Here is a 22,606-nt window from a genome sequence, read left to right as displayed (position 1 = left end):
ATGCGGCGCGCGGGCCGACCACCAACGCCGATCGGCTATGCCAACGTCCAGGTGTCCCCGGTGCGCAGCAGTGCCGCGAGGTCCCCTTCGCCGTTGGCCCGGGCGGCGGTGACCTGGGACCGGACCAGTTCGTCGTACACCGGCCGGTGGACGTTGCGGAACACGCCGATCGGGGTGTGGCTCAGGTCGGCCTCGGGGAGCCGGGACAGCGCGAAGGCGTAGGCGGGTTCGGCGACGGTCTCGTCGTGCACGATGATCTCGTCGGCGGCGACCTCGGCGGTGGCGGCGACCCGGAGCCCGAAGCCGCGCGGGTCCTTGATCACGCACTTGTCGCCGAACACCAGCGGCTGGCCGTGCTCCAGCCGGATCAGGGCCGCGTCGCGGGTGTCGGAGTCCTTGAGCAGGTCGAACGCGCCGTCGTTGAAGATGTTGCAGTTCTGGTAGATCTCCACGAACGCGGAGCCCTCGTGCGCGGCGGCGGCCCGGAGCACGGAGGTGAGGTGCTTGCGGTCGGAGTCGATGGTGCGGGCGACGAACGACGCCTCGGCCCCGAGTGCCAGGGAGATCGGGTTGAACGGCCAGTCGGTGGACCCCATCGGGGTGGACTTGGTGACCTTGCCCAGCTCGGAGGTGGGGGAGTACTGGCCCTTGGTCAGGCCGTAGATCCGGTTGTTGAACAGCAGGATCTTCAGGTTGACGTTGCGCCGGAGGGCGTGGATGAGGTGGTTGCCGCCGATGGACAGGGCGTCGCCGTCGCCGGTGACGACCCAGACGGACAGGTCCGGGCGGGACACCGACAGGCCGGTGGCGATGGCCGGGGCGCGGCCGTGGATGGAGTGCAGGCCGTAGGTGGACAGGTAGTACGGGAAGCGGGAGGAGCAGCCGATGCCGGAGACGAACACGGTGTTCTCGCGCTTGATGCCGAGTTCGGGCAGGAAGCCCTGCATGGCGGCCAGGATCGCGTAGTCCCCGCAGCCGGGGCACCAGCGGACCTCCTGGTCGGACTTGAAGTCCTTGGCGGTCAGCTTCAACTCAGTGCTGGTCATCGAGAACACGCTCCAACTCGGCTTCGAGTTCGTGAGAGGTGAACGGCAGGCCCCGGACCCTGTTGTACCCGATGGCGTCGACCAGGTATTTCGCGCGCAGCACGTGCGCGAGCTGGCCGAGGTTCATCTCGGGGATGACGACCCGGTCGTAGCTGGCCAGGACCTCGCCGAGGTTGGCCGGCAGCGGGGACAGGTGGCGCAGGTGCGCCTGGGCGATGTTCCGGTCCCGGGCGCGCAGGGCCCGGCAGGCGGCCCCGATCGGCCCGTAGGTGGAGCCCCAGCCCAGGACGAGCACGCGGGCCGCGCCGCTCGGATCCTCGACCTCGACGTCGGGTACGACGATCCCGTCGATCTTGGCCGCCCGGGTCCGGACCATGAACTCGTGGTTGTCCGGGTCGTAGGAGATGTCGCCGGTCTCGTCGGCCTTCTCGATCCCGCCGATCCGGTGCTCCAGCCCGGGGGTGCCGGGCACCGCCCACGGGCGGGCCAGCGTCTCAGGGTCGCGCAGGTAGGGCAGGAACTTCCCGTCCGGCGCGTTCGGCTCCGTGGCGAACTCCACGTGCAGGTCGGGCAGGTCGGCCACGTTCGGCAGCAGCCACGGCTCGGACCCGTTGGCCAGGTACCCGTCGGACAGCAGCAGCACCGGCGTCCGGTATGTCAGGGCGATCCGGGCCGCCTCCAGGGCCGCGTCGAAACAGTCCGACGGCGACCGGGGCGCGATGACCGCGACGGGGGCCTCGCCGTGCCGGCCGAACAGGGCCATGTTCAGGTCGGCCTGCTCGGTCTTCGTCGGCATCCCGGTGGACGGGCCGGCGCGCTGCACGTCCACCACGACCAGCGGCAGTTCCAGGGCGATGGCCAGGCTGATCGTCTCGCCCTTGAGCGCGACGCCGGGGCCGGAGGTGGTGGTGACGCCGATCGCCCCGCCGTAGGAGGCGCCCAGGGCCAGGCCGATCGCGGCGATCTCGTCCTCGGCCTGCACCGTGGTCACGCCGAACTTCTTGTGCTTGCTCAGCTCGTGCAGGATGTCCGACGCCGGCGTGATCGGGTACGCGCCGAGGAGCACCGGTAGCCCCGAGCGCACCCCGGCCGCGACCAGCCCGTACGCGAGCGCCACGTTGCCGGTGATGTTGCGGTAGTCGCCCTTGGGCATGGCGGCCGGCTTCACCTCGTACTGCACGGCGAAGTCCTCGGTCGTCTCCCCGAACGACCAGCCGGCCTGGAACGCGGTGATGTTCGCGGCGGCCAGCTCGGGCCGGGCGGCGAACTTGCGGGCCAGGAACGCCAGGGTGCTCTCCGTCGGCCGGTGGTACAGCCAGGACAGCAGCCCGAGGGCGAACATGTTCTTCGCCCGCTCGGCGTCCTTCTTGCCCACCGGCTGCTCGGCCAGGGCCTTCACGGTCAGGGAGGTCAGCGGCACCGGGTGCACGGAGAACTTCTCCAGCGACCCGTCCTCCAGGGGGTTGGCCGCGTAGCCGACCTTGGTCAGCGCCCGCTTCGTGAACTCGTCGGTGTTGACGATGATCTCCGCGCCCGCGATCAGGTCGCCCACGTTGGCCTTCAACGCCGCCGGGTTCATCGCGACCAGCACGTGCGGCGCGTCCCCGGGGGTCAGGATGTCGTAGTCGGCGAAATGCACCTGGAAGCTGGACACGCCGGGCAGGGTGCCGGCGGGGGCCCGGATCTCGGCGGGGAAGTTCGGCAGGGTCGACAGGTCGTTGCCGAACTGCGCGGTTTCCGACGTGAACCGGTCCCCGGTCAGCTGCATGCCGTCCCCTGAGTCACCCGCGAACCGGATCACGACCCGGTCGAGCTGACGGAGCTGCTTCGTCACGCTGTTGCCTCCTTCGGAAGCTCCCTGGCACTGCGATGCTAGTCCGTAACCGGGCGAAAGACTTCTTCGCTTCTTACCGAATAGTGACGCCACCGCCCATCGGGGCCGTCCGGCGGAAGAATGAGTGAATGAGAAAGCTGACCCCCGCGCTGACCGGTCTGGTCTCGGCCGGCGGGGCGCTGGCCGTCGCCGAGCTCGTGGCGGCCTGGCTGAACCCGACCTCCTCGCCGGTGCTCGCGGTGGGCGCCGCCGTCGTCGACCTCACCCCGCAGTGGGCGAAAGAACTCGCGATCCAGCTCTTCGGTACCAATGACAAGCTCTTTCTGTTGACTGTCATCTATCTGTCACTGGCCGCGTACGCGGTGCTCGTCGGCATCCTCGCCCAGCTCCGACCGTGGGCCGGACCGGTCGGCGTGGCCCTGTTCGGGGCGGTCGGAGTGGCCGCCGCCCTGGGTCGGCCGACCGCTGGCCCGGCCGACGTGCTGCCCACGGTCGCCGGCACCCTGGCCGGAATCTGGCTGATCCTGTTCCTCGGGAAGCGGGCCCGCGCGCTGGCCGACAGCGCCGACGAGTTCGCCGAATACGTCCATGAGCAGGGAAAACGTGCCCCGACCCCGGGGCGTGAACCCGGTCGGCGCGCCCTGGCCCGCGATCAGCGCCGGTCGTTCCTGGTCCTCGGCGGGTTCGCCGTCGGGGCCCTCGCGCTGGGTGGCGGGGCCCGGCTGTGGGCGGTGGCCCGCTCCGTGGGCACCCGGTCCCGCGAGGCCGTGAAGCTGCCGGTCTCGACCATGCCGACCCCCGAGGGCGCGGACCTGCGACTGCCCGGTCTGAGTAGCTTCCACACCGAGAACCGGGACTTCTACCGGATCGACACCGCTCTGTCCGTGCCGCAGGTGGACGCCGGGGCCTGGCAGCTCAAGATCCACGGGATGGTCGACCGGCCGGTCACGATCAGCTTCGACGAGTTGCGGGCCCGACCGACCCTGGAGCGGGACATCACCCTCAACTGCGTCTCCAACGAGGTCGGCGGGCCGTACATCGGCACAGCTCGTTGGCTCGGCGTGTCGCTCGGCGCCCTGCTCCGCGAGGCAGGGGTGAAGCCGGGCGCGGACCAGGTGGTCAGCAGGTCCACCGACGGCTGGACCTGCGGAACCCCGGTCGCCACGCTGCTCGACGGGCGGGACGCGATGCTCGCGTACGGGATGAACGGCGAGCCGCTGCCCGTCGAGCACGGCTTCCCCGTCCGCATGATCGTCCCCGGCCTGTACGGCTACGTCTCCGCGTGCAAGTGGCTCGCCGAACTGGAGGTGACCACGTTCGCCGAGTTCGACGCGTACTGGGTCCGCCGCGGCTGGTCCGCCCTCGGCCCGGTGAAGACGGCGTCGCGGATCGACACCCCCGGCGGCCGGGCCAAGGCGGGGCCGGTGTCCGTCGCGGGCGTCGCCTGGGCCCAGCACCGGGGCATCTCGAAGGTCGAGGTGCAGGTCGACGACGGGCCGTGGCAGGAGGCGCGGCTGGCCGCCGAGCCGACGGTCGACACGTGGCGGCAGTGGGTGCACGTCTGGGACGCCACCCCGGGCAGCCACCGGCTCCGGGTCCGGGCCACCGACGGCACCGGGGCGCTCCAGACCTCCGAACGGGTCGGGGTGGTGCCGGACGGGGCGACCGGCTGGCACGAGGTGACGGTGGCGGTCAGCTGAACGGGGCCGAGACGCCCGGCCCGCTCAACCCGACCGCGTGCCCGACCAGCTCAGCTGAACCGCTTCCCGTCCCAGTTCAACGTCTGACTCTGCTTGTTCGTGTACAGCGTGAGCTGCGGATTGTGCAGCTCCCAGGCCTCCAACGCGGTGGCCGGCGTCCGCTCCCACGCGTACGGCGTCGCGACGACCGTGAACGCCGTGCCCATCTCGGTCATCCGGAGCACGAACAGCGCGGTCTCCAGCCCCCGGGCCAGCGGCTTCGTACTCGGCACGCAGGTCACCGGGGTCAGCATCTCGCTCACGCCGTCCTTGTCCAGGTCGGCGAACTCGGCGATGCCCAGGTTGCTGCCGATCCGGTACTCCGCGCCGGGGGTGCGCGCGATGCCGCCCTGGAAGGTGAGCTTCCCGCCGGGGCACTCCGGGCTCCCGCCGTCGGGCAGCGTGAGGGTGGTGTTGTTCGCGTCGACCGTGCCCTGGTACTTCGTGACCTGGCTGAACTGGCCGTCCCGGAACACGTAGATCCGCTGCTGGGTGGGCGCGAGCGCGGTACTCGCCGGGGGGTTCATCCCGACCGTGACCTTGTCCCCGGTGACCTGCACCGCGTCCACCCGGATCTGGCTGCCCGGGTCGACGACGGCGACGGCCGCCAGGGTGCCGCCCGGGGTGTTGCGCAGGAACACGAGCGGGGTGTTGTCGGGGCAGTTCACGGGCACGATGGCCACCGGCGCGCCCATGCCGGCGATCTCGCCGTAGCCGACCGGGTTGCTGCCGCCGAGCGTGGTGCCGCCCGGGCAGCCGGGCACGGCCGGCAGGACGACCCGCTCGGTCGACCAGTTCACCTTGGAGAAGTCGGCGGACGGCCGGCCCAGGTTCTGGGCGGGCTCGTGCCGCTCCGGCCAGTGCGTGACGGTCATACCCGCCGCGACCAGCACGACGGCGGCGAGGCTGGTGACCGTGAGCCGGTGCCGGCGGGTCCGCCGGGCGGCCCGGGCGCGCAGCTCGGTGGAGCCGGGGCCGACGACCTCCTCGCGGACCGCCGTGCGCAGGCCCGCGAAGGCGGAGGCCAGCGGGTCGGGCTCGAGCTCCGTCACGGCGCGACCTCTTCCTCTTTGAGCAGGCTGGCCATGGCGGCCCTGCCCCGGTGCAGCCAGGACTTGACCGTGCCGGACGGCACCGACAACTCGCGGGCGATGTCGTCGACGGGCAGGTCGGCGAGGTAGTGCAGCACGAGGGCCTTGCGCTGCCCGGTCGGCAGGGTCCGCAGGGCCGCGACGAGGGCGACCCTGTTCGGGCTCAACTCGGGGGCGTTCTCCACCCGGCTGCGTTCGAGGAAGCGCCGGGCCACGCCGCGCCGCCGCCACCGGCTGGTCGCGAGGTTGTAGCCGACCCGGCGCAGCCAGGCGACCGGGTCGTCGTAGGTGACGACGGCGGACCAGCGCTGCCAGGCGCGCGCGAACGACTCCTGTGCCATGTCCTGGGCGTCGCCCAGGTCGCCGCACAGGGCGTAGAGCATCGCGACGAGTTCGCTGTAGTGCGCCGCGTAGAGCGCGTGGAAGTCGGCGCTGTCCGCAGGGGTGGAGCGAGACATCCGCTCCTCCGAAGGGTGATATGAAGCGGCAACCGACATCGTAGTCACGCAAGGACAGACGCGCAGCCCCGCCTTCCGGTTGCGGGTACGCTGCCCCTCGTGGAGGAATATCTGAGCACGTACCGGCTGCTGGGCCTGCTGTTGGTCCTCGCTGGTGGGTTCTTCACGGTCGCGTTCACCGCCAACCGGCTGCTGAGCCGCCGGGTGCCGTCGCCGGGCAAGGGCGCCAGCTACGAGTGCGGCATCGACCCGGTCGGCGGGGACTGGGCCCAGACCCAGGTGCGCTACTACGTGTACGCCTACCTCTACGTCCTCTTCGCCGTCGAGAGCGTGTTCCTCTTCCCGTGGGCCGTGACCTTCGACCTCCAGGGCTACGGGATGACCACGGTCGTGGAGATGGCCGTGTTCGTGGCGGTCCTGGCCCTCGGCCTGCTGTACGCCTGGCGCAAGCGCGTCCTGCGGTGGACATAGGCTGGCTCTCCGGGACCGCTGGACCGGGGCCGACAAGGGAGACAGTCGCATGGGTGTAGGTGGAGTGCTCGGCGAGCCGATCCGGTTCGTGCTGAACTGGGGCCGCAAGTACTCGCTCTGGGTCTTCAACTTCGGCCTGGCCTGCTGCGCGATCGAGTTCATCGCCGCGTCGATGGGCCGGCACGACTTCATCCGGCTCGGCGTGATCCCGTTCGCGCACGGCCCCCGGCAGGCGGACCTGATGGTGGTCTCCGGCACGGTCACCGACAAGATGGCCCCGGCGATCAAGCGGCTGTACGACCAGATGCCCGAGCCGAAGTACGTGATCTCGTTCGGCGCGTGCTCCAACTCCGGCGGCCCCTACTGGGACTCCTACAGCGTCACCAAGGGCGTCGACCAGCTGATCCCCGTGGACGTCTACGTGCCCGGCTGCCCGCCCCGGCCCGAGGCGCTGCTGCACGGCATCCTGACCCTCCAGGCGCAGATCGCCAAGGAGCGCTCGGGTCTCGGCGGGGTCCGGCGCGACGCGAAGTCCCTGACCGCCCCGCTGGTCACCCGCCCCTGACCCTGGCCCTCCCCGGCCCGGCCCGCCTCCCCGGCCCGGCCCGCCGCCTCATGCCCGGTCGCCGCCCCGCGCCCGGCCCCGGCCGCGCGCTCAGCCCCGGCCCCGCGCCCTGACACCGGTCCAGCCGCCCCCGACGATCTCGGCGTTTCTCCGACAGCCGGCCGCCCGACGTGTCCAATGAAGTGATGAGCGAGTTTCCCGAGCCGGTCGAGGAAGAACCACCCCGGAAGAGCCGCAAGGGGTTGTACGTCACGCTCGGGATCGCCGGGGTCGCCTGCCTGCTCGCCGTCCTGTGCTGCGCCGGCGTCGTCCTGTTCGCCACGAGCGGGCTGGTCAGGACCGACGAACCGAACGGGGGGTACGCGCTGAACGCGCCCGCCCGCGACGGCCGGTTCGAGTTCGTGGTCAGCAAGGTGGACTGTGGCATCCCGCAGATCGGCCAGGACTTCGTGATCAAGAAGGCCCAGGGCCAGTTCTGCGTCGTGACGCTGTCGGTGCGCAACATCGGGGACACCCCGCAGACGTTCTCCGTGGTCAACCAGCACGGCTGGGGCCCGAAGGGGGTCTACTACGACTCCGACGAGGTGGCCACGGCGTTCGCGAACGTCGAGCAGAGCCTGTGGATGAGCCGGGTCAACCCGGGCAACAGCATCTCCGGGGTGATCGTGTTCGACATCCCGACCGACGCGGCGCTCCAGAAGCTGGACCTGCACGACGCGCCGTCCTCGGGCGGGGTCACGATCAAGGTCGTCTGACGGGTACGCCGGCCGGGGCGCCACGGGCCCGGAGTATGCGCTCTCCTGGTCACGCCCCACCGTAACCATCAAATGATCTTGGTTATTTGTCCTTTTCCTGCTCTGGAATATCCAATATTCCAATGTTGATCAAGGATTTGCCGGTGGGCCGGGTGCCACTCCGGAGCTTCACCTTGTTCAATGGACCAATGAGCACCCCGGGTGAGCGGACCGAGACGAGGAACTGGCGCTACGTCGTCCTCCTCTGCGGCATCCTCACAGCGTTCGTCGCCTCAGGCCTCGGGATCTGGGTGCTCGGCGGTCCGGGCGACAGCGACGACACCTCGCCGATCACCCCGCCCGCCTCCTACGAGACGGAGAACGCCGGCTTCCTGTTCGGCCCGCCCCCCGGGCCGCCGCCGGGCACGCCGCTGCCCCCGGTCCGCGACGGCGCGCTGGAGTTCACCGTCCTCCCCGGCCGGTGCGGGATCGTGCGGATCGGCGGCATCGAGGCCAAGGGCGAGTTCTGCGCCGTGCGGGTCGTGGTCCGCAACACCGGCGACGTGAAGCGCAAGCTCGTGCTGCCCGACCAGATCGCCGTCGGCTCGGACGGCGTCCGCTACCCCGTGGACCCGGCCGTGGTCGCCGCGGGGGCCGCCGAGAACGGCCGCGACGACCCGTGGAAGGCCGACATCGCGCCCGGCGAGAACCGGCCCGGGGTCTTCCTCTTCGATGTCGCCCGCCGCACGAAGCTGGTCTCCCTGGAGCTCCACGAGTCACCATCCTCCCCGGGTGCGAAGGTCACCCTCAACTAACCGGCCCCGGACCCCTAGGATCTGGGACATGACAGCCGAGGAGCTTGCGAACCGACTCGCCGGACGGGTGGGCGGCGAGGTCAGCGTGAGCGGTGGCGGCGACTGGTCCCGGCAGGTCCTCGACGTGCCGGTGGACGGGTGGCTGCGCACACTGGAGGCGGCCCGGGGCGAGGGTCTCACCTTCTTCGACTGGCTCAGCGCCGTGGACGAACTGGACGAAGGCTTCCGGATCGTGGCCCACCTGTGGTCGGTGCCGGACAGACTCGGCCTGCTGATCCGCACCCTGACCCCGCGCGAGTCCCCCTCGGTGCCCAGCGCGACCGGCGTGTTCCCCGGCGCGGCGTGGCACGAGCGGGAGACCCACGAGATGTTCGGTGTGGAGTTCCCCGGCAACGACAACCTGGTCCCGCTGCTGCTGCCGCCCGAGTTCGAGGGCCAGCCGCTGCGCAAGGAGTTCGTGCTGGCCAGCCGGGTCGCCAAGCCGTGGCCGGGCGCCAAGGAGCCCGGCGAGGGCGCCGAGGGCTCGGCCAAGCGCGCGCCCATGCGCCCGCCCGGCGTGCCGACGGCCGAGGAATGGGGTCCCCGCCGGTGATTCTCGACATCGCGATCAGGCTCGCCGCCGTACTGGTCGCCTTCCTGACCCTGCCGTTGATCGTGGGCCAGATGGAACACAAGGTCATGGCGCACATGCAGGGTCGGCTCGGCCCGATGTACGCGGGCGGCTTCCACGGCTGGGCCCAGCTCATCGCCGACGGCGTCAAGTTCGTGCAGAAGGAGGAGATCGTCCCCGACGCGGCGGACAAGCGGATCTTCCGCCTCGCGCCGGTGATGGCCCTCCTGCCGTACCTGCTGATCCTGCTCGTCATCCCGCTCGGCCCGGACGGCCTGGTCGCCCAGGGCCTCGACATCGGGCTGTTCTTCGTCTTGGCCGTGATGGGCCTGGGCGTGGTCGCGGTCCTGATGGCGGCCTGGTCGAGCGGCTCGAAGTACTCGCTCCTCGGTGGCCTGCGCGCCGCCGCCCAGCTCCTCGGCTACGAGCTGCCCCTCGTCCTGTCCGCCGCGAGCGTCGCGATGGCCGCCGGCACCCTGTCGCTGAACGGCATCGTGGTCGCCTGGCGGCCCTGGTGGATCCTCTGGCAGCTCCCGGCCCTGGTCATCTTCTTCGTCGCCGGGCTCGCCGAGCTGCGCCGGCCCCCGTTCGACGCGCCGATCGCGGACTCGGAGCTGGTGTTCGGCTACATGACCGAGTACACCGGACTGCGGTTCGCGTTCTTCCTGCTCGCCGAGTACGTGGGCATCGTCGTCATCTCCGCCCTGACCGCCGTCCTGTTCCTCGGCGGCTGGAAGGGCCCGTTCGACGACGCGCACCTGGGCTGGGCCTGGATGCTGCTCAAGACGATGGCGGTCGCGTTCGTGATCATCTGGCTGCGGGTGGCCTATCCACGGCTGCGCGAGGACCAGATCCAGAAGCTGTGCTGGCTGGGGCTCGTCCCCCTCGCGCTGGCCCAGCTCGTACTGACGGCGGTGGTGAGGGTTGTCTGAGATCCCCGGCAAGGGCCTGCTCCAGGGGCTCGCCGTCACGATGAAAACGATGCTGAAGCCGGCGCACACGCACCAGTACCCGGACACCCAGCCGGAGCTGCCGCCGCGCACCCGGGGCGTGATCGCCCTCGCGGAGGAGAACTGCACCTCCTGCATGCTCTGCGCGCGCGAGTGCCCCGACTGGTGCATCTACATCGACTCGCACAAGGAGACGGTGGAGGTCCCCGGCGGGCGGCCCCGGCAGAAGAACATGCTGGACCGGTTCGCGATCGACTTCTCGCTGTGCATGTACTGCGGGATCTGCATCGAGGTCTGCCCCTTCGACGCGCTGTTCTGGTCCCCGGAGTTCGAGTACGCCGAGGGCGACATCCGCAACCTGCTGCACGAGAAGGACCACCTCGGGCAGTGGATGGCCACCGTGCCGGCCCCGACCGCGCACGACCCGAACGGCGAGCCCGCCAAGGAGCAGACCGCGGCGGAGAAGAAGAAGTGACGACCACCGACATCCTGCTGTGCGCCCTGGGCGCCGTGGCCATCGGCGCGGCCCTGCGGGTGGTCACCACGAGACACCTGGTCCGCGCCGGGTTGTGGCTGGTCGTGGCCCTGGCCGCGATGGCCGGCTGCTACCTGGTGCTCACCGCCGAGCTGGTCGCCTGGGTCCAGGTGCTGATCTACGTCGGCGCGGTCGTCGTGCTGCTGCTGTTCGCCACGATGCTGACCCGCGCGCCGATCGGCCCGAGCGACGAGCTGGACCGGGCCCGGATCCCGGCGGCGCTGGTCGGCCTCGGCGCGGGCGGCGGCCTGGCGGCGGTCCTCATCTTCGGGTACCGGTGGACGAAGGTCGAACTCTCCGCCCCCGGTACGGCCGCCGAGCTCGGCCAGGAGATCTTCTCCGGTTGGGTGCTGCCGTTCGAGGTGCTGTCCGTGCTGCTGCTCGCCGCGCTGGTCGGCGCGATCGTCGTGTCCCGGTCGACCCGAGGGTCCGGCCACGGCCTCCGTGAGGGGGCGAAGCACTGATGCACCCCGTGATCCCGTACGTGATCGCCGCCCTCCTGTTCGGCATCGGCGTGTACGGCGTGCTCGTCCGCCGCAACGCCGTCCTCGTCCTGATGGCCGTCGAGCTGATGCTCAACGCGGTCAACCTGGTGCTCGTGACGGCGGACGCCACGGTGCGCGCGTACACCGGGCAGACGTTCGCCCTGTTCGTGATCGTGCTGGCCGCCGCCGAGATCGGGGTCGGGCTGGCGCTCGTTCTGCAGCTGTTCCGGCTGAAGGGCGCGATCGTGCTCGACGACGTGGCTGTGGACGACGTCGCGGCTGTGGACAACCCTGTGGATAACCTTGTGGACAAGCCTGTGGACAAGTCATGACGGGCCTCGCCTGGCTGCTCCCGGGGGCCCCGCTGCTGGCCGCCCTGATCGGCTTCTTCCTGCCCGCGCCCGCCCGCCGCCCCGCCGCCCTGATCGGCTCGGCCGGTGCCCTGGTCGCCCTCGGCGCCGCCATCGCGCTGCTGGTCGGCGACCCGGTGGCCGGGCACGTCAGGCTCGCCTCGTTCGGGGCGCTCGACGTCACCCTCGGGGTCAGCGTCAGCCCGGTGGCCGCCCTGGTCGCGGTCGCCGTCGGGGTGGTCGCGCTGTGCGTCCAGGTCTACTCGGCCGCCTACCTGCACTCCGACCGCAACTACGCGCCCTACGCGGCCCAGATCAGCCTCTTCACCGCCGCGATGCTCACCGTCGTGGTGGCCGACGACCTGCTGATCCTGCTGATCGGCTGGGAGGTGATGGGCGCGTGCTCCTACCTGCTCATCGCCCACGACCGCTCGCTCCCGGAGGCCCCGGCCGCCGCCGTGAAGGCGTTCCTGGTCACCCGGGTCGGCGACGTCGGCTTCCTGCTCGGCATCGCCGTGCTCGCCGTCAACGCCGAGACCCTGGACATCGGCAAGGTGCTCGCCTACGACTACAGCACCGGAACCCTGACCGCTGCCACGTTGCTGCTGCTCGCGGGCGTGTTCGGCAAGAGCGCCCAGTTCCCGCTGCACTCCTGGCTGCCCGACGCGATGGCCGGCCCGACCCCGATCAGCGCCCTGATCCACGCGGCCACGATGGTCGCCGCCGGCGTGTACGTCGTCGCCCGGCTGTACCCGCTGTTCGGGGCCTCGGACGCGGCGATGGCCGTCCTCGCGGTCGCCGCCGCGATCACGATGCTCTGGGGCGCGTGCTGCGCGATGGCCGCCACCGACATCAAGAAGGTCCTGGCCTGGTCGACGGTCAGCCAGCTCGGCTACATGACCGGCGCGCTGGCCGTGGGCTCCCCGCCCGCCGCCCTGTTCCACCTGCTCAGCCACGCCGGGTTCAAGGCCCTGCTGTTCCTGTGCGCGGGCGCGGTCATCCACGCGATCGGCTCCAACGCCATCGAGGACGCCGGCGGCCTGCGCAAACGGATGCCGGTCACCTTCTGGACCATGACCGTCGGGCTCGCGGCCCTGGTCGGGATCCCCCCGGTCAGCGGCTTCTGGTCCAAGGAGAACGTGCTGGTCCAGGCCGAGCACGCCCACGGCTGGCAGGGGCGCCTGATCCTGATCGCCGGCCTGGTCACGGTCATGCTGACGGCCTGGTACTCGACCCGGCTCTGGCTGCGCACCTTCTTCGGCCACTACCGGGGCACCGCCAAGCCGCACGACCCGCCGGCCCTGATGCGCCTGCCGCTGCTGGTGCTGGCGGTCCCGGCCGCCCTGTTCGGCCTGCTGGCGCTCGGCGGCTGGCTCGGGCCGAAGCTGGGCGGGGACCTGCTCGACCTGAACTCCATGACCCTGGTCGCGCTGTTCCTCGCCGGGATCGGGGCGGTCGCCGCCTCGGCCGGCGCCTCGCACACCGACCCGGCCCGGTACCTGGGCCCGCTGCGGCCCCTGTTCGCCAACGCGTTCTACTTCGACACCGTCCAGGACCTCGTGGTCGTCCGACCGGTGAAGGCGCTGGCCCGGGTGACCGGCTTCCTCGACGCCACGGTGGTCGACGGCGCGGTCGAGGGCGTGGGCACCGGCTCCCGCTGGTTCGGCGGGCTGGTCAACCGGCTGAACGCTCCGGGCCTGCCCCGGTACGCGACGGCCGCCCTGGCCGGCGTCCTGCTGATCGCCGTCGCGGCGCTGGCCACGGAGGTGCTCCGATGATCCTGATCGCGCTGCTGGCACTGCCGGCCCTGGGCGCGCTGCTCGCGTTCCTGCCCGGGCGGACCGGCCGGCTGGCCGCCACCTGCGCGGCCGGGCTGACCTTCGGACTGAGCCTGCGGCTGTACTCGACGGACTCCGGCTACTGGTACGAGTTCGACCGCGCCTGGGTACCGGCCCTGCACCTGCGCTTCCACCTCGGCATCGACGGCATCTCGTGGCCCCTGGTCGTGCTGACCACGCTGCTGACCCTGCTCTGCTGCCTGTACTCGCTGTGGAAGACCCCGGACAACCGCCTGATCGGTCTGCTCCTGGCGTTGCAGGTCGGCCTGCTCGGCGTGTTCGTGGCCCTGGACCTGGTGCTGTTCTTCGTGGCGTTCGAGGTCGTCCTGCTGCCGATGTTCGCGATCATCGCCGGCTGGGGCGGCCCGAAGCGCCGGCACGCGGCCCGCAAGTTCGTGCTGTACACCCTGCTCGGCTCGATGCTGCTCCTGATCGGCGTGGTGCTCGTCATCAACCAGACCGGGACCGCCGACCTCGCCAGGCCGGCCGGCACGGCGAGCCTGGCCGCGTTCGTGTTCCTCGCGCTCGGCTTCGCGGTCAAGGCGCCCCTGTGGCCGCTGCACTCCTGGCTGCCCGACGCGCACAGCGAGGCCCCGACCGTGGGCTCCGTGCTGCTGGCGGGCGTCCTGCTGAAGCTCGGCACGTACGGCCTGATCCGGGTCGCGATCCCGGTGGCCCCCGACGGGGCGCGCGAGGCCGCGCCGGTGCTCGCCGCGCTGGCCGTCGGGGCGATCCTGATCGGTGGCCTGATCTGCCTGGCGCAGAAGGAACTCAAGCGCCTGATCGCGTACTCCTCCGTCGGGCACATGGGCTTCGTCCTGCTCGGCATCGCCACCATGACCGCCACCGGCCTCCAGGCCGCGCTGATCGGCAACCTGGCGCACGGCCTGATCACGGGCCTGCTGTTCTTCCTGGTCGGCGCCCTCAAGGACCGCACCCACACGGGCGAGCTGTCCGAGCTCGGCGGCCTGAGGGAGAGCTCCCCGCAGCTCGCCGGCCTGCTCGGCTTCGCGGCCCTGGCGTCGCTCGGCCTGCCGGGGCTCGCCGGCTTCTGGGGCGAGGCGTTCGCGGTGATCGCGGCCGCCCAGCGCGGCTGGTGGCTCGCCGCCGTGCTGGCCGCCGTCGGTGGCGCGCTCGCCGCCGCGTACCTGCTGCGCCTGCTCCGCAAGGTCACCCACGGCCCCTCGACCCTCAAGCTGACCGGCCCCGCCGGGTACGAGCTGGCCGCCTGGGCCCCGCTCGTCGTCCTGACCGTGGCGGTCGGGCTCGCCCCCCTGCTGGTGACCGGTGTGACCGGCCCGGCCGTCGACGCGCTGGTGGAGGCGTTCACCAAATGATCCAGTCGATTGACCACGCGATCCTGCTGCCGGCGTACCTGGCGGCCGGGACCGCCGTGCTGGTGTTCGTCGCGGATCTGGTCACGCCCCGCCGCGCGGTCTCGCTGAGCCTCGGCGTGCTCGGCGCGCTGGCGGTCATCGTGGCCGCCGTGCGCGCCCCGCAGGGCCGGCGCACGTTCTGCCTGCCCGAGGGCTGCTCCTACGTCTACGACAAGCAGGCCGCCGTCGTGGCCGTGGCGTTCGCGGCGCTCACGGCCATCGTGCTGGTGCTGTCGGCGACGACCCGGGCCGAGCCGGGGGAGTACTCGTTCCTGCTCGCCTGCTCCATGACCGGCGGCGTGGTCCTGGGCGCCGCGGGGGACCTGATCACCCTGATCGTCGGCCTGGAGACCCTGACCCTTCCGTTGTACGCGCTGGTCGCGCTCCGCCGGGGCATCCGCAGCGCCGAGGGCGCCCTGTCCCTCTTCGTCGTCTCGGTGATCGCCACGGCGGTGGCCCTGTTCGGCGCGGCCCTGGTGTACGCCACCTTCGGCGGGGTGCACCTGGACCAGCTCGCCAAGGCCACCCCGACGGCCCAGCTCGTCCCGGTCGCCACCCTGGGCGCGGTGCTCCTGATCGCCGGGCTCGCGTTCAAGGTGGCAGCCGTCCCGCTGCACGGCTGGGCCCCGGCCACGTACGACGGCGCGCCGCTGCCCGTCACCGCGTACCTGTCCACGGCCTCGAAGCTGGGCGGCGTCATCGCGCTGCTCCTGGTCTCGGGCGCGCTGCTCGACGTGCGCCCCACCACCCGCGCCGTCCTGGCCGTCCTCGCCGTGGCGACCATGACCGTGGGCAACCTGGGCGCGCTCCGCCAGACCCGGATGGTCCGGCTGCTCGCCTGGTCCTCGATCGCCCAGGCCGGCTACGTGCTGGCCGCGCTGGTCGTGTCGGGCCCGGCGGCCGTCGCGTACACCCTCTTCTTCGTGATCATGGAGATCGTGGCCTTCGGCGTCGTGATCGCGGCCCGCAACGACGGCGACGGCGGCCGGATCGCCGACTACCGGGGCCTGGCCCGCCGCTCCCCGTGGCTCGCCGGGGCCCTCGTGCTCGCCCTGGCCGGCCTCGCGGGCCTGCCGCCCGGGTTCGCCGGCCTGTTCGCCAAGTTCACGGTCGTGCAGGCCCTCGTCGACGGGCACTGGACCTGGCTGGCCGTCATCGTGGTGCTCAACGCGGTCCTGGCCCTGGCCTACTACGTCCGGGTCGGCGCGACCCTGTTCGCCGACTCCGACGAGGCCCCGACCCCGATCCGCTGGCCGATCACCGCCGCCCTCGCGATCGCCACGGCCCTCGCGCTGGTCGTCGGCTTCCTCCCCCAATGGGTACTCTCCGCAGTCGGTTACTGACGTCACGGAAGCGCCGAGGGGTACCCGCTGTTGCACCAGTCATGCGGAACGGCCTGAAGACAGCGGTACTCCTCGGACTCCTCACCGGCATGATCATGCTCGTCGGCGCGTGGCTCGGCGGCGGCACCGGCCTGCTCATCGCCGTGGTGCTGTCCCTCGCCCTCAACGGCGCGACCTACTTCTTCTCCGACAAGCTCGCCCTGCGTGCGATGGGCGCCGTCGCGGTGACCCCCGAACAGGTCCCCGAGCTCCACTCGATGGTCCGCGAGCTCGCCGACCGGGCCCGCCAGCCCATGCCCAGGCTCTATGTGAGCCCCACCATGCAGCCCAACGCCTTCGCGACCGGGCGGAACCCGGAACACGCCGCTGTGGCCGTCACAGAGGGCATTCTGCGGGTACTGGACCGCAGGGAGCTGCGCGCCGTCATCGGCCACGAATTTCCCACGTCTACAACCGCGACATCCTGATCTCCAGCGTCGCCGCCGGGCTCGCCGGCATCATCACGATGCTCGCGAACCTCGCCTGGTTCATCCCCTTCGGGCGCTCCGAGGACGACGACGGCCCGGGCATCCTGGGCGTGCTGCTGCTGATGATCCTGGGGCCGGTGGCCGCCGGGCTCGTCCAGCTGGCGATCAGCCGGAGCCGGGAGTACCAGGCGGACGCCTCCGGGGCCAGCCTCACCGGGGACCCGCTGGGGCTGGCCAGCGCGCTGCGGAAGATCGACGCGGGGGCGAAGGCCATGCCGCTGGCCGAGGACGCGCAGCTCGCGAGCACGGCACACCTGATGATCGCCAACCCGTTCCGGGGCGGCGGACTGACGAAGCTGTTCGCGACGCACCCGCCGATGGCGGACCGGATCGCGCGCCTGGAGGCGATGGCGTCCGGGACGAGCTACCGGGTGTAGTCCCCGGCTCGGGGCGCGACGAACCCGCCGCGCCCCGGGTACCCGTCTAGCGGTAGTTCGTGAACTGCAGGGCGACGTCGAAGTCCTGCCCCTTGAGCAGCGCGATCGTCTCCTGGAGATCGTCGAGCTTCTTGCCCGTGACCCGGATCTGGTCCCCCTGGATCTGGGCCTGGACACCCTTGGGGCCCTCGTCCCGGATCGCCTTGGTGATCTTCTTGGCCTTCTCCTGGTCGATCCCCTGCACGATCTTGCAGTCGATCTTGTAGATCTTGCCGGACGAGCGCGCCTCGCCCGCGTCGAGAGCCTTCAGCGAGATGTTCCGCTTGATCAGCTTCTCCTTGAGGACCTCCAGCGCGGCGAGGACCCGGTCCTCGGTCTCGGCCTGCAGCGCGATCGCGTCCTCACCCGACTTGGTGATCTCCGCGCCCGTGCCCCGGAAGTCGAAACGCTGCGACAGCTCCTTGGCCGTCTGGTTGACCGCGTTGTCGACCTCCTGCTGGTCGGTCTTGCTGACGATGTCGAAGGAGGGATTAGCCAACGTAGCTCCCAAAATCTGCGTGTACTCGACCAAAGGTGGAACCCACTGACGGTACCCGGTTGCGAACCCCCCGGGTGTTACGGCTATCCTTGCTTCCGCTGCCACTGATGTTGGCCGCAACACCCCGGCGGGTTGCCCGAGCGGCCAATGGGAGCGGACTGTAAATCCGTCGCGTAAGCTACACAAGTTCGAATCTTGTACCCGCCACGCGGTGTAAGGAAAGGCCCCTGACCTGGGGAAACTCAGGTGAGGGGCCTTTCTCGTGCTCCAGGCCCGGTCGGGGCGCCCGCCTGGGCCGAAACGGCACCGACGCGCCATCCCCGCCCGCGCGACGGGAGTGAGTTGGATCACAATCCAGGCCCTGGGTCGCCAGGAAACGCCTCAGAAACCCCAAATAACCGCATTAGACGGGTGCGGGGCTATATTGACGGACGGGTCCGCGGACCGCCGCAGCGCGCCCCGCGCCCCGCCGACGGATCCCCGAAAAGGAGCCCGTGTGAACGCGCTGGTCACCCGCTGCTGCGTCGTCCTCGCCGCCGCCTGCGTCGTCCTCGCCCCCACCGTCCCGGCCCAGGCCGACACCGAGACCCGGTCGGTCCACGGCGACGCCATGACCCGGCCCGCCCCGGTCCAGGCCGACGCCGAGGCCCGGTTCGCCCCGGCGGCCCTCACCCGCTCGGACGCCGCCGCTCTCGTCCTCACCGTCACCCCGCAGCGCGGGCCCGCCTCCGAGGTCACCCTGACGTGCGCTCCGGCCGGCGGCACCCACCCCAACGCCGAGGACGCCTGCGCGAAGCTCGCGGCGGCCGGTGGGGACTTCCTGAAGCTCCAGCCGACCAACGAAGGCTGCACCCTGGAGTACTCGCCGGTGCGGGTGCACGTCGCCGGTGTCTGGCACGGCGGGCTGACCGACTTCGTGGCCACCTACTCCAACCGGTGCGTCGCGATCACCCAGACCGACGGCATCCTGGACTTCTGACGCCCCCTGGCAGCACCGCGCCCCGCCGGCCGGCTCGCCGGTCCCGTGCCGCGCCCCACCGGCCGGCCCACCGGTCCCGCGCCGCGCTGGCCTGCCCGCCCGTCCCGTGGCCCGCTGGCAGGGCCGGCCCCGTCCCGCGCCGCGCTTGGCGCGCCGCCCATCCGGCGCCGCCCATCCCGCGCCGAAGAAGCCACTGAAGCCGGCGCGGGACGCCCCACCCCGTGGCCCGTGTCTCTCCCTGCGCCGAAACGCCGACCCCGGCCGTTCCGCGTCGTAGCGTGGAGCCATGACTGACGCCCGCTTCGCCGCCCTGGACGAGCTGACCACCGAGGAACTCCGGCACCGGGCCTTCGACCTGGCCCGGGAGCGCAAGGACCTCGCGTTCCTGGTGGACGTGATGCAGCACTCCCCGGACGCCTACGCCTACGAACAGGTCGACGGTTCCCTCGGTTCCGTGGTGACGTCCGTGGACGAGGCGATCGGCATGTGGTCGGAGTTCTCGGGCGACGGTCGCGGCTACGGCGACGCCGAACCCCTGCTCCGCGCCGCGTTCATCGACTACCTGCTCCGGCACGCCACGGCCTGACCCAACCCCGGAACCCCTTCGCCGGGTACGTTGCCCCGCCCCGGCTAAGGTCGGGATCATGGAGTTCCGGGTACTCGGCGCAGTGGAGGTCCTCGTCGGGGACATCCCCCGTGACCTGGGCCTCCGCCGGATGGACCGCTGCCTGCTGGGCGTGCTGCTGGTCCACCTGGGCACCCCGGTACCCGTCGAGAAGCTCGTCGCTCTGCTCTGGGGCGACGCCCCACCGGAGCGCGCCCGCCAGTCGCTGCACGTCTCGGTCTCCCGGCTCCGCAAGGCGCTGGCCGACGCCCCGGTCCGGCTCGCCACCCGCAGCGCCGGCTACGTACTGGACGGCGACCCGACCCTGGTCGACGTGCACCGGTTCCAGGCCCTGTGCGAACAGGCGCATGCGGCCACCGACCCGGCAGCGCGCTCGACCCTGGCGGCCACGGCGATCGCGCTGTACCGGGGCCCGCTCCTCGGCACAGTGGCCACGGAGCGGGTTCGCGAGCACCTGGCCGGGCCCTGCGCCGAGTCCCTGCTCGCGGTGACCGAGGTCCGGCTGGCGGCGGACCTCGACCTGGGCCGGCACGCGCTGATCGTCGACGAACTCGACACCCTGGGCGGGACGCATCCGCTCCGGGAGTCGCTGGCCGAGCTCCGGATGCTGGCGCTGTACCGCGCCGGCCGCCGGCAGGACGCCCTCGACGCCTACGAGCGGACCCGTGGCATCCTCGCCGACCGGCTCGGCCTCGATCCGCGCCGCGAGCTGACCAGCCTGTACCGCCGCATCGTCCGCGCGGACCCGACACTCGCCGTGCCCGCGCGCCGGTCGGACGTCGTTCCCGCCCAACTGCCCCCCGACGTCGCGGACTTCACCGGCCGGGAGGAGCACGTCCGCAGGCTCGACGGTCAACTCTCCGAGGTGTCGCCCTCCGGGGCGGTCGTCATCACGGCCCTCGCCGGGGCGGGCGGGGTCGGCAAGACGGCGCTCGCGGTGCACTGGGCGCACCGGGTCCAGGGACGCTTCCCCGACGGCCAGCTCTACGTGAACCTGCACGGCTACTCCTCGGCGGCCCCGCTGCGCCCGTCCGAGGTGCTCGCCCGGTTCCTGCGCGCGCTCGGGGTCGCCCCGGAGAAGGTTCCCCTGGACGTCGAGGAGGCGGCCGGTCTGTACCGGTCGCTGCTGGCCGGGCGGAACGTGCTGGTCGTCCTCGACAACGCCAACAGCCCGGAACAGGTCCGGCCCCTGCTGCCCGGCACGTCGGGATCGCTCGCGCTGATCACCAGCCGTAACCGTCTCGGTGGACTCGTGGCCCGCGACGGCGCGCGCCGGGTCGACGTGGGGGTGCTCTCGGCCGCCGAGGCGCGGGCGCTGCTCGTCCCGATCGTGGGTGCCGGACGCATCGGTCTGGATCCGGACGCGGCGGCGGACCTCGCCGAGCTCTGCGGGTACCTGCCGCTGGCCCTGCGGATCGCCGCCGCCGCCCTGTCCGACGACCCGCAGCTCACGACCGCGGCGCTCTGCGACCGGCTGCGCGGGGACCGGCTCGGCGTTCTGGAGGTCCCGGGCGACGCGCAGTCCTCGGTCCGGGTGATGATCGGCCTGTCCCACGCGTCCCTCAGCCCGGACGCGGCCCGCCTCTTCTGCCTGCTGGGTCTGGTGCCGGGCGGCAGCTTCACGGCGGACAGCGCGGCCGAACTGGCGGACGCCGACCCGGCCGAGGTGTCGCGGGCGCTGGACAGGCTTGTCGCCGCCCACCTGGTCGACGCCCTCGGCGGCGGTCGGTTCGAAATGCACGACCTCGTTCGCGAGTACGCCCGTGAGCATCCTCCCGCCGGGAGCGCGGAGGCCGTGGAGCGCTTCTACCGCTGGTACCTGCACGCCGCGCACGCGGCAGCGGGACTCGTTCTTCCACACATGGTCCGTCTTCCCCTCCCGGCGGACCTCGGCCGCGCTGTGCGCGGATTCGACAGCCACGAGGAGGCCCTGAGTTGGTTGGACGCCGAGCGGGTCACCCTGATCGCGGCCGTACTGGATCCTCCCGCCGGGCTCAGGCCGGAGTGGAAATGGCTGATCAGCGACAGCCTGCGCGGCTACCTGTGGTTGCGGAAGCTCCTCCTGGAGTGGTTCGACGTCGCGGGAGCCGCCCTGGCCGCCGCCGACACCGCAGGTGAACCGGCCGCCCAGATCTCCGCGCACGGCAGCCTCAGCCTCGCCCACGCGACCTCGGGCAGCTATTCGCATGCTGCCGACCATGCGCGGGCGGCTCTCCTTCTGAGCCGCGAGCACGGGCTCACCGCGAACGAAGCCAGCCAGTTGATGAACCTGGGCAACATCCTGCATCTGGATGGGGAGGCGGAGGCTGCGGTCGAGGCGTTCGAAGGCGTGCTGCGGCTGAATCCCAGCACCACCCAGCACGTGTCAGTTCTGCACAACATGTCGTCCTCGCTGTACCACCTGGGCCGGCTGCGCGAGGCCGGCGAAGCGGCCAGTGCCGGCCTGGCCATGGCCAGGGACGCCGGATTCACCAGTCTCGTGGCCTCCCTCCTCTCCGGAGTGGGTGACATCCACCGCAAGCTCGGTGAGCCGGAGGCGGCGCTCGCGGTTCTCGCCGAGGCAGCCGCGCTCGCTCGGGAGAGGGGCGGCGTCGAGACCGTGTGCGTCGCGGAGGAGCGGATCGCGAGGGTGCACAACGAGTGCGGCCGACACGATGAGGCGCTGAGCACCGTCGAGGCTGCTCTCGTAGTGGTACGCGAGTCCCGGCACACCCGTTTCGAGGCGAGAACACTCAGCACCCTCGCGACGACCCGCAGCCTTCTCGGGTTCCACGACGAAGCCCTCGAACTGCATGCCGAGGCGGTTGTCCTCGCCGGGGAGCAGATCAACGTGGTTCGGGCCGGGTGTCTGTTGGACAGGGCGGAAACCCTGCTCAGGGCAGGTCTCGTCGAGGCTGCCCTCGATGGCCTCGGTGACGTGCTCGCCGGCACCCGGCAGCGCGGGTACGTCATGCTCGAGGCGCACGCGCTGAACCTGGGGGCCGAGGCGGACTCAGCCCGGGGGCGACCCGTCCAAGCGGCCGCGCAGGCCCGGACGGCTCTCGCCAGTCACCTCCGGATGGGCGACCGGCCGGGCGAGGCGGTCAGCCTGGTCGTGCTCGCCGGGTCACGGGCGACCAGGGGCACTGGACCGCCGCCTCGGACATCCTCACCGCGATCGGCGCCGCCCCGCGCGCCCTGGTCGCCGAGCCCACCCTCAGCGCGGCGTTCGCGGACTTCCACGCGGCGGCCCACGGCTCAAGCGTGCCCGCCACCGGCCCGGCCCGCGACGCCTGACCGCCGTACCCGCATCCCACCCGCACCCTGATCAGTTGACTGAG

21 protein-coding genes, 1 tRNA gene and 1 pseudogene are annotated in these 22,606 nt (G+C 71.7%); 18 read left to right on the top strand and 5 right to left on the bottom strand.

Translation table 11 applies throughout. From position 1 onward, the window contains the following. Nucleotides 1-35: 35 nt before the first annotated feature. A complete protein-coding gene (locus tag AB0M43_RS31780; RefSeq protein ID WP_363729564.1) occupies nucleotides 36-1,046 on the bottom strand; it encodes a 2-oxoacid:ferredoxin oxidoreductase subunit beta in 1,011 nt (336 codons plus the stop codon). Continuing rightward, nucleotides 1,033-2,880: a 2-oxoacid:acceptor oxidoreductase subunit alpha gene (locus AB0M43_RS31775; protein WP_363729561.1), complete on the bottom strand. Its 1,848-nt coding sequence runs from the start codon at nucleotides 2,878-2,880 to the stop codon at nucleotides 1,033-1,035. The genes AB0M43_RS31780 and AB0M43_RS31775 overlap by 14 nt, the downstream gene beginning before the upstream one ends. Before the next feature lie 128 nt (nucleotides 2,881-3,008). Between AB0M43_RS31775 and AB0M43_RS31770 the strand changes: the two genes are divergently transcribed. Next, a complete protein-coding gene (locus tag AB0M43_RS31770) occupies nucleotides 3,009-4,580 on the top strand; it encodes a molybdopterin-dependent oxidoreductase (protein ID WP_363729558.1) in 1,572 nt (523 codons plus the stop codon). 50 nt (nucleotides 4,581-4,630) lie between these two features. Here the strand turns inward: AB0M43_RS31770 and AB0M43_RS31765 are convergent, their stop codons facing one another. Both AB0M43_RS31765 and AB0M43_RS31760 read right to left on the bottom strand, forming a co-directional pair. Beyond that, a complete protein-coding gene (locus AB0M43_RS31765) occupies nucleotides 4,631-5,671 on the bottom strand; it encodes a hypothetical protein (RefSeq protein WP_363729556.1) in 1,041 nt (346 codons plus the stop codon). Beyond that, nucleotides 5,668-6,168, bottom strand: a complete 501-nt coding sequence (locus tag AB0M43_RS31760) for a SigE family RNA polymerase sigma factor (protein WP_363729553.1) — start codon at nucleotides 6,166-6,168, stop codon at nucleotides 5,668-5,670. Before AB0M43_RS31760 ends, AB0M43_RS31765 begins: the two co-directional genes overlap by 4 nt. Nucleotides 6,169-6,267: 99 nt before the next feature. On the opposite strand from AB0M43_RS31760, the gene AB0M43_RS31755 reads away from it, so the two are divergent. The 13 genes and pseudogenes from AB0M43_RS31755 (at nucleotide 6,268) to htpX (ending at nucleotide 17,144) form a co-directional block, all read left to right on the top strand. Continuing rightward, nucleotides 6,268-6,639, top strand: a complete 372-nt coding sequence (locus AB0M43_RS31755) for an NADH-quinone oxidoreductase subunit A (protein WP_363729551.1) — start codon at nucleotides 6,268-6,270, stop codon at nucleotides 6,637-6,639. 49 nt (nucleotides 6,640-6,688) lie between these two features. Next, on the top strand, nucleotides 6,689-7,204 hold the full coding sequence (locus tag AB0M43_RS31750) for an NADH-quinone oxidoreductase subunit B family protein (protein WP_363729550.1): 516 nt from the start codon (nucleotides 6,689-6,691) through the stop codon (nucleotides 7,202-7,204). A gap of 185 nt (nucleotides 7,205-7,389) precedes the next feature. Continuing rightward, entirely contained in the window at nucleotides 7,390-7,959 is a 570-nt protein-coding gene (locus tag AB0M43_RS31745; protein WP_363729548.1) for a DUF4352 domain-containing protein, read from the top strand. A 188-nt stretch (nucleotides 7,960-8,147) separates the two neighbouring features. After that, nucleotides 8,148-8,753, top strand: coding sequence for a DUF4352 domain-containing protein (locus tag AB0M43_RS31740; RefSeq protein WP_363729545.1), 606 nt, complete (start codon nucleotides 8,148-8,150; stop codon nucleotides 8,751-8,753). A gap of 28 nt (nucleotides 8,754-8,781) precedes the next feature. Beyond that, entirely contained in the window at nucleotides 8,782-9,345 is a 564-nt protein-coding gene (locus AB0M43_RS31735; RefSeq protein WP_363729543.1) for an NADH-quinone oxidoreductase subunit C, read from the top strand. Continuing rightward, complete coding sequence (locus AB0M43_RS31730) at nucleotides 9,327-10,295, top strand: complex I subunit 1 family protein (protein ID WP_363729540.1); 969 nt, start codon at nucleotides 9,327-9,329, stop codon at nucleotides 10,293-10,295. Before AB0M43_RS31735 ends, AB0M43_RS31730 begins: the two co-directional genes overlap by 19 nt. Nucleotides 10,296-10,335: 40 nt before the next feature. Next, a complete protein-coding gene (locus AB0M43_RS31725) occupies nucleotides 10,336-10,788 on the top strand; it encodes a 4Fe-4S binding protein (protein WP_363729886.1) in 453 nt (150 codons plus the stop codon). Continuing rightward, nucleotides 10,785-11,312, top strand: a complete 528-nt coding sequence (locus AB0M43_RS31720) for an NADH-quinone oxidoreductase subunit J (RefSeq protein WP_363729537.1) — start codon at nucleotides 10,785-10,787, stop codon at nucleotides 11,310-11,312. The genes AB0M43_RS31725 and AB0M43_RS31720 overlap by 4 nt, the downstream gene beginning before the upstream one ends. Beyond that, nucleotides 11,312-11,665, top strand: coding sequence for an NADH-quinone oxidoreductase subunit NuoK (gene nuoK / locus AB0M43_RS31715; RefSeq protein WP_363729535.1), 354 nt, complete (start codon nucleotides 11,312-11,314; stop codon nucleotides 11,663-11,665). The genes AB0M43_RS31720 and nuoK overlap by 1 nt, the downstream gene beginning before the upstream one ends. After that, on the top strand, nucleotides 11,662-13,461 hold the full coding sequence (locus tag AB0M43_RS31710) for an NADH-quinone oxidoreductase subunit L (RefSeq protein ID WP_363729533.1): 1,800 nt from the start codon (nucleotides 11,662-11,664) through the stop codon (nucleotides 13,459-13,461). Before nuoK ends, AB0M43_RS31710 begins: the two co-directional genes overlap by 4 nt. Beyond that, entirely contained in the window at nucleotides 13,458-14,858 is a 1,401-nt protein-coding gene (locus tag AB0M43_RS31705) for an NADH-quinone oxidoreductase subunit M (protein WP_363729531.1), read from the top strand. Before AB0M43_RS31710 ends, AB0M43_RS31705 begins: the two co-directional genes overlap by 4 nt. Further along, on the top strand, nucleotides 14,855-16,240 hold the full coding sequence (locus tag AB0M43_RS31700; RefSeq protein WP_363729528.1) for an NADH-quinone oxidoreductase subunit N: 1,386 nt from the start codon (nucleotides 14,855-14,857) through the stop codon (nucleotides 16,238-16,240). Before AB0M43_RS31705 ends, AB0M43_RS31700 begins: the two co-directional genes overlap by 4 nt. Before the next feature lie 41 nt (nucleotides 16,241-16,281). Continuing rightward, nucleotides 16,282-17,144, top strand: a pseudogene (htpX, locus tag AB0M43_RS31695) (zinc metalloprotease HtpX). A gap of 46 nt (nucleotides 17,145-17,190) precedes the next feature. On the opposite strand, the gene AB0M43_RS31690 reads toward htpX, so the two are convergent. After that, nucleotides 17,191-17,682: a YajQ family cyclic di-GMP-binding protein gene (locus AB0M43_RS31690; protein ID WP_363729525.1), complete on the bottom strand. Its 492-nt coding sequence runs from the start codon at nucleotides 17,680-17,682 to the stop codon at nucleotides 17,191-17,193. Between the two features lie 126 nt (nucleotides 17,683-17,808). Between AB0M43_RS31690 and AB0M43_RS31685 the strand changes: the two genes are divergently transcribed. The 4 genes from AB0M43_RS31685 to AB0M43_RS31670 all read left to right on the top strand — a co-directional run bounded on the left by AB0M43_RS31685 (nucleotide 17,809) and on the right by AB0M43_RS31670 (nucleotide 22,593). Then, nucleotides 17,809-17,889 (top strand) — tRNA-Tyr (locus tag AB0M43_RS31685). Nucleotides 17,890-18,178: 289 nt separating this feature from the next. Then, complete coding sequence (locus tag AB0M43_RS31680; protein WP_363729522.1) at nucleotides 18,179-18,661, top strand: SSI family serine proteinase inhibitor; 483 nt, start codon at nucleotides 18,179-18,181, stop codon at nucleotides 18,659-18,661. 286 nt (nucleotides 18,662-18,947) lie between these two features. Further along, complete coding sequence (locus AB0M43_RS31675; RefSeq protein WP_363729519.1) at nucleotides 18,948-19,247, top strand: hypothetical protein; 300 nt, start codon at nucleotides 18,948-18,950, stop codon at nucleotides 19,245-19,247. A 58-nt stretch (nucleotides 19,248-19,305) separates the two neighbouring features. Further along, nucleotides 19,306-22,593, top strand: a complete 3,288-nt coding sequence (locus AB0M43_RS31670; RefSeq protein ID WP_363729516.1) for a BTAD domain-containing putative transcriptional regulator — start codon at nucleotides 19,306-19,308, stop codon at nucleotides 22,591-22,593. The last annotated feature ends 13 nt before the right edge of the window (nucleotides 22,594-22,606 follow it).

Source organism: Longispora sp. NPDC051575 (genome assembly GCF_040681875.1).
Classification (GTDB): domain Bacteria; phylum Actinomycetota; class Actinomycetes; order Mycobacteriales; family Micromonosporaceae; genus Longispora.
The sequence above is the reverse complement of the archived record's forward strand: the minus strand, read 5'-3'. Positions and strand labels throughout refer to the sequence as shown.

What these genes read in the sequence shown, in the direction of transcription:
- AB0M43_RS31730 (WP_363729540.1), top strand. Translation starts at nt 9,327, where the DNA reads ATGGGGTCCCCGCCGGTGATTCTCGACATCGCGATCAGGCTCGCCGCC.
- AB0M43_RS31700 (WP_363729528.1), top strand. Translation starts at nt 14,855, where the DNA reads ATGATCCAGTCGATTGACCACGCGATCCTGCTGCCGGCGTACCTGGCG.
- AB0M43_RS31780 (WP_363729564.1), bottom strand. Translation starts at nt 1,046, where the DNA reads ATGACCAGCACTGAGTTGAAGCTGACCGCCAAGGACTTCAAGTCCGAC.
- AB0M43_RS31710 (WP_363729533.1), top strand. Translation starts at nt 11,662, where the DNA reads ATGACGGGCCTCGCCTGGCTGCTCCCGGGGGCCCCGCTGCTGGCCGCC.
- AB0M43_RS31750 (WP_363729550.1), top strand. Translation starts at nt 6,689, where the DNA reads ATGGGTGTAGGTGGAGTGCTCGGCGAGCCGATCCGGTTCGTGCTGAAC.
- AB0M43_RS31770 (WP_363729558.1), top strand. Translation starts at nt 3,009, where the DNA reads ATGAGAAAGCTGACCCCCGCGCTGACCGGTCTGGTCTCGGCCGGCGGG.
- AB0M43_RS31740 (WP_363729545.1), top strand. Translation starts at nt 8,148, where the DNA reads ATGAGCACCCCGGGTGAGCGGACCGAGACGAGGAACTGGCGCTACGTC.
- nuoK (WP_363729535.1), top strand. Translation starts at nt 11,312, where the DNA reads ATGCACCCCGTGATCCCGTACGTGATCGCCGCCCTCCTGTTCGGCATC.
- AB0M43_RS31745 (WP_363729548.1), top strand. Translation starts at nt 7,390, where the DNA reads ATGAGCGAGTTTCCCGAGCCGGTCGAGGAAGAACCACCCCGGAAGAGC.
- AB0M43_RS31675 (WP_363729519.1), top strand. Translation starts at nt 18,948, where the DNA reads ATGACTGACGCCCGCTTCGCCGCCCTGGACGAGCTGACCACCGAGGAA.
- AB0M43_RS31705 (WP_363729531.1), top strand. Translation starts at nt 13,458, where the DNA reads ATGATCCTGATCGCGCTGCTGGCACTGCCGGCCCTGGGCGCGCTGCTC.
- AB0M43_RS31735 (WP_363729543.1), top strand. Translation starts at nt 8,782, where the DNA reads ATGACAGCCGAGGAGCTTGCGAACCGACTCGCCGGACGGGTGGGCGGC.
- AB0M43_RS31760 (WP_363729553.1), bottom strand. Translation starts at nt 6,168, where the DNA reads ATGTCTCGCTCCACCCCTGCGGACAGCGCCGACTTCCACGCGCTCTAC.
- AB0M43_RS31725 (WP_363729886.1), top strand. Translation starts at nt 10,336, where the DNA reads ATGAAAACGATGCTGAAGCCGGCGCACACGCACCAGTACCCGGACACC.
- AB0M43_RS31670 (WP_363729516.1), top strand. Translation starts at nt 19,306, where the DNA reads ATGGAGTTCCGGGTACTCGGCGCAGTGGAGGTCCTCGTCGGGGACATC.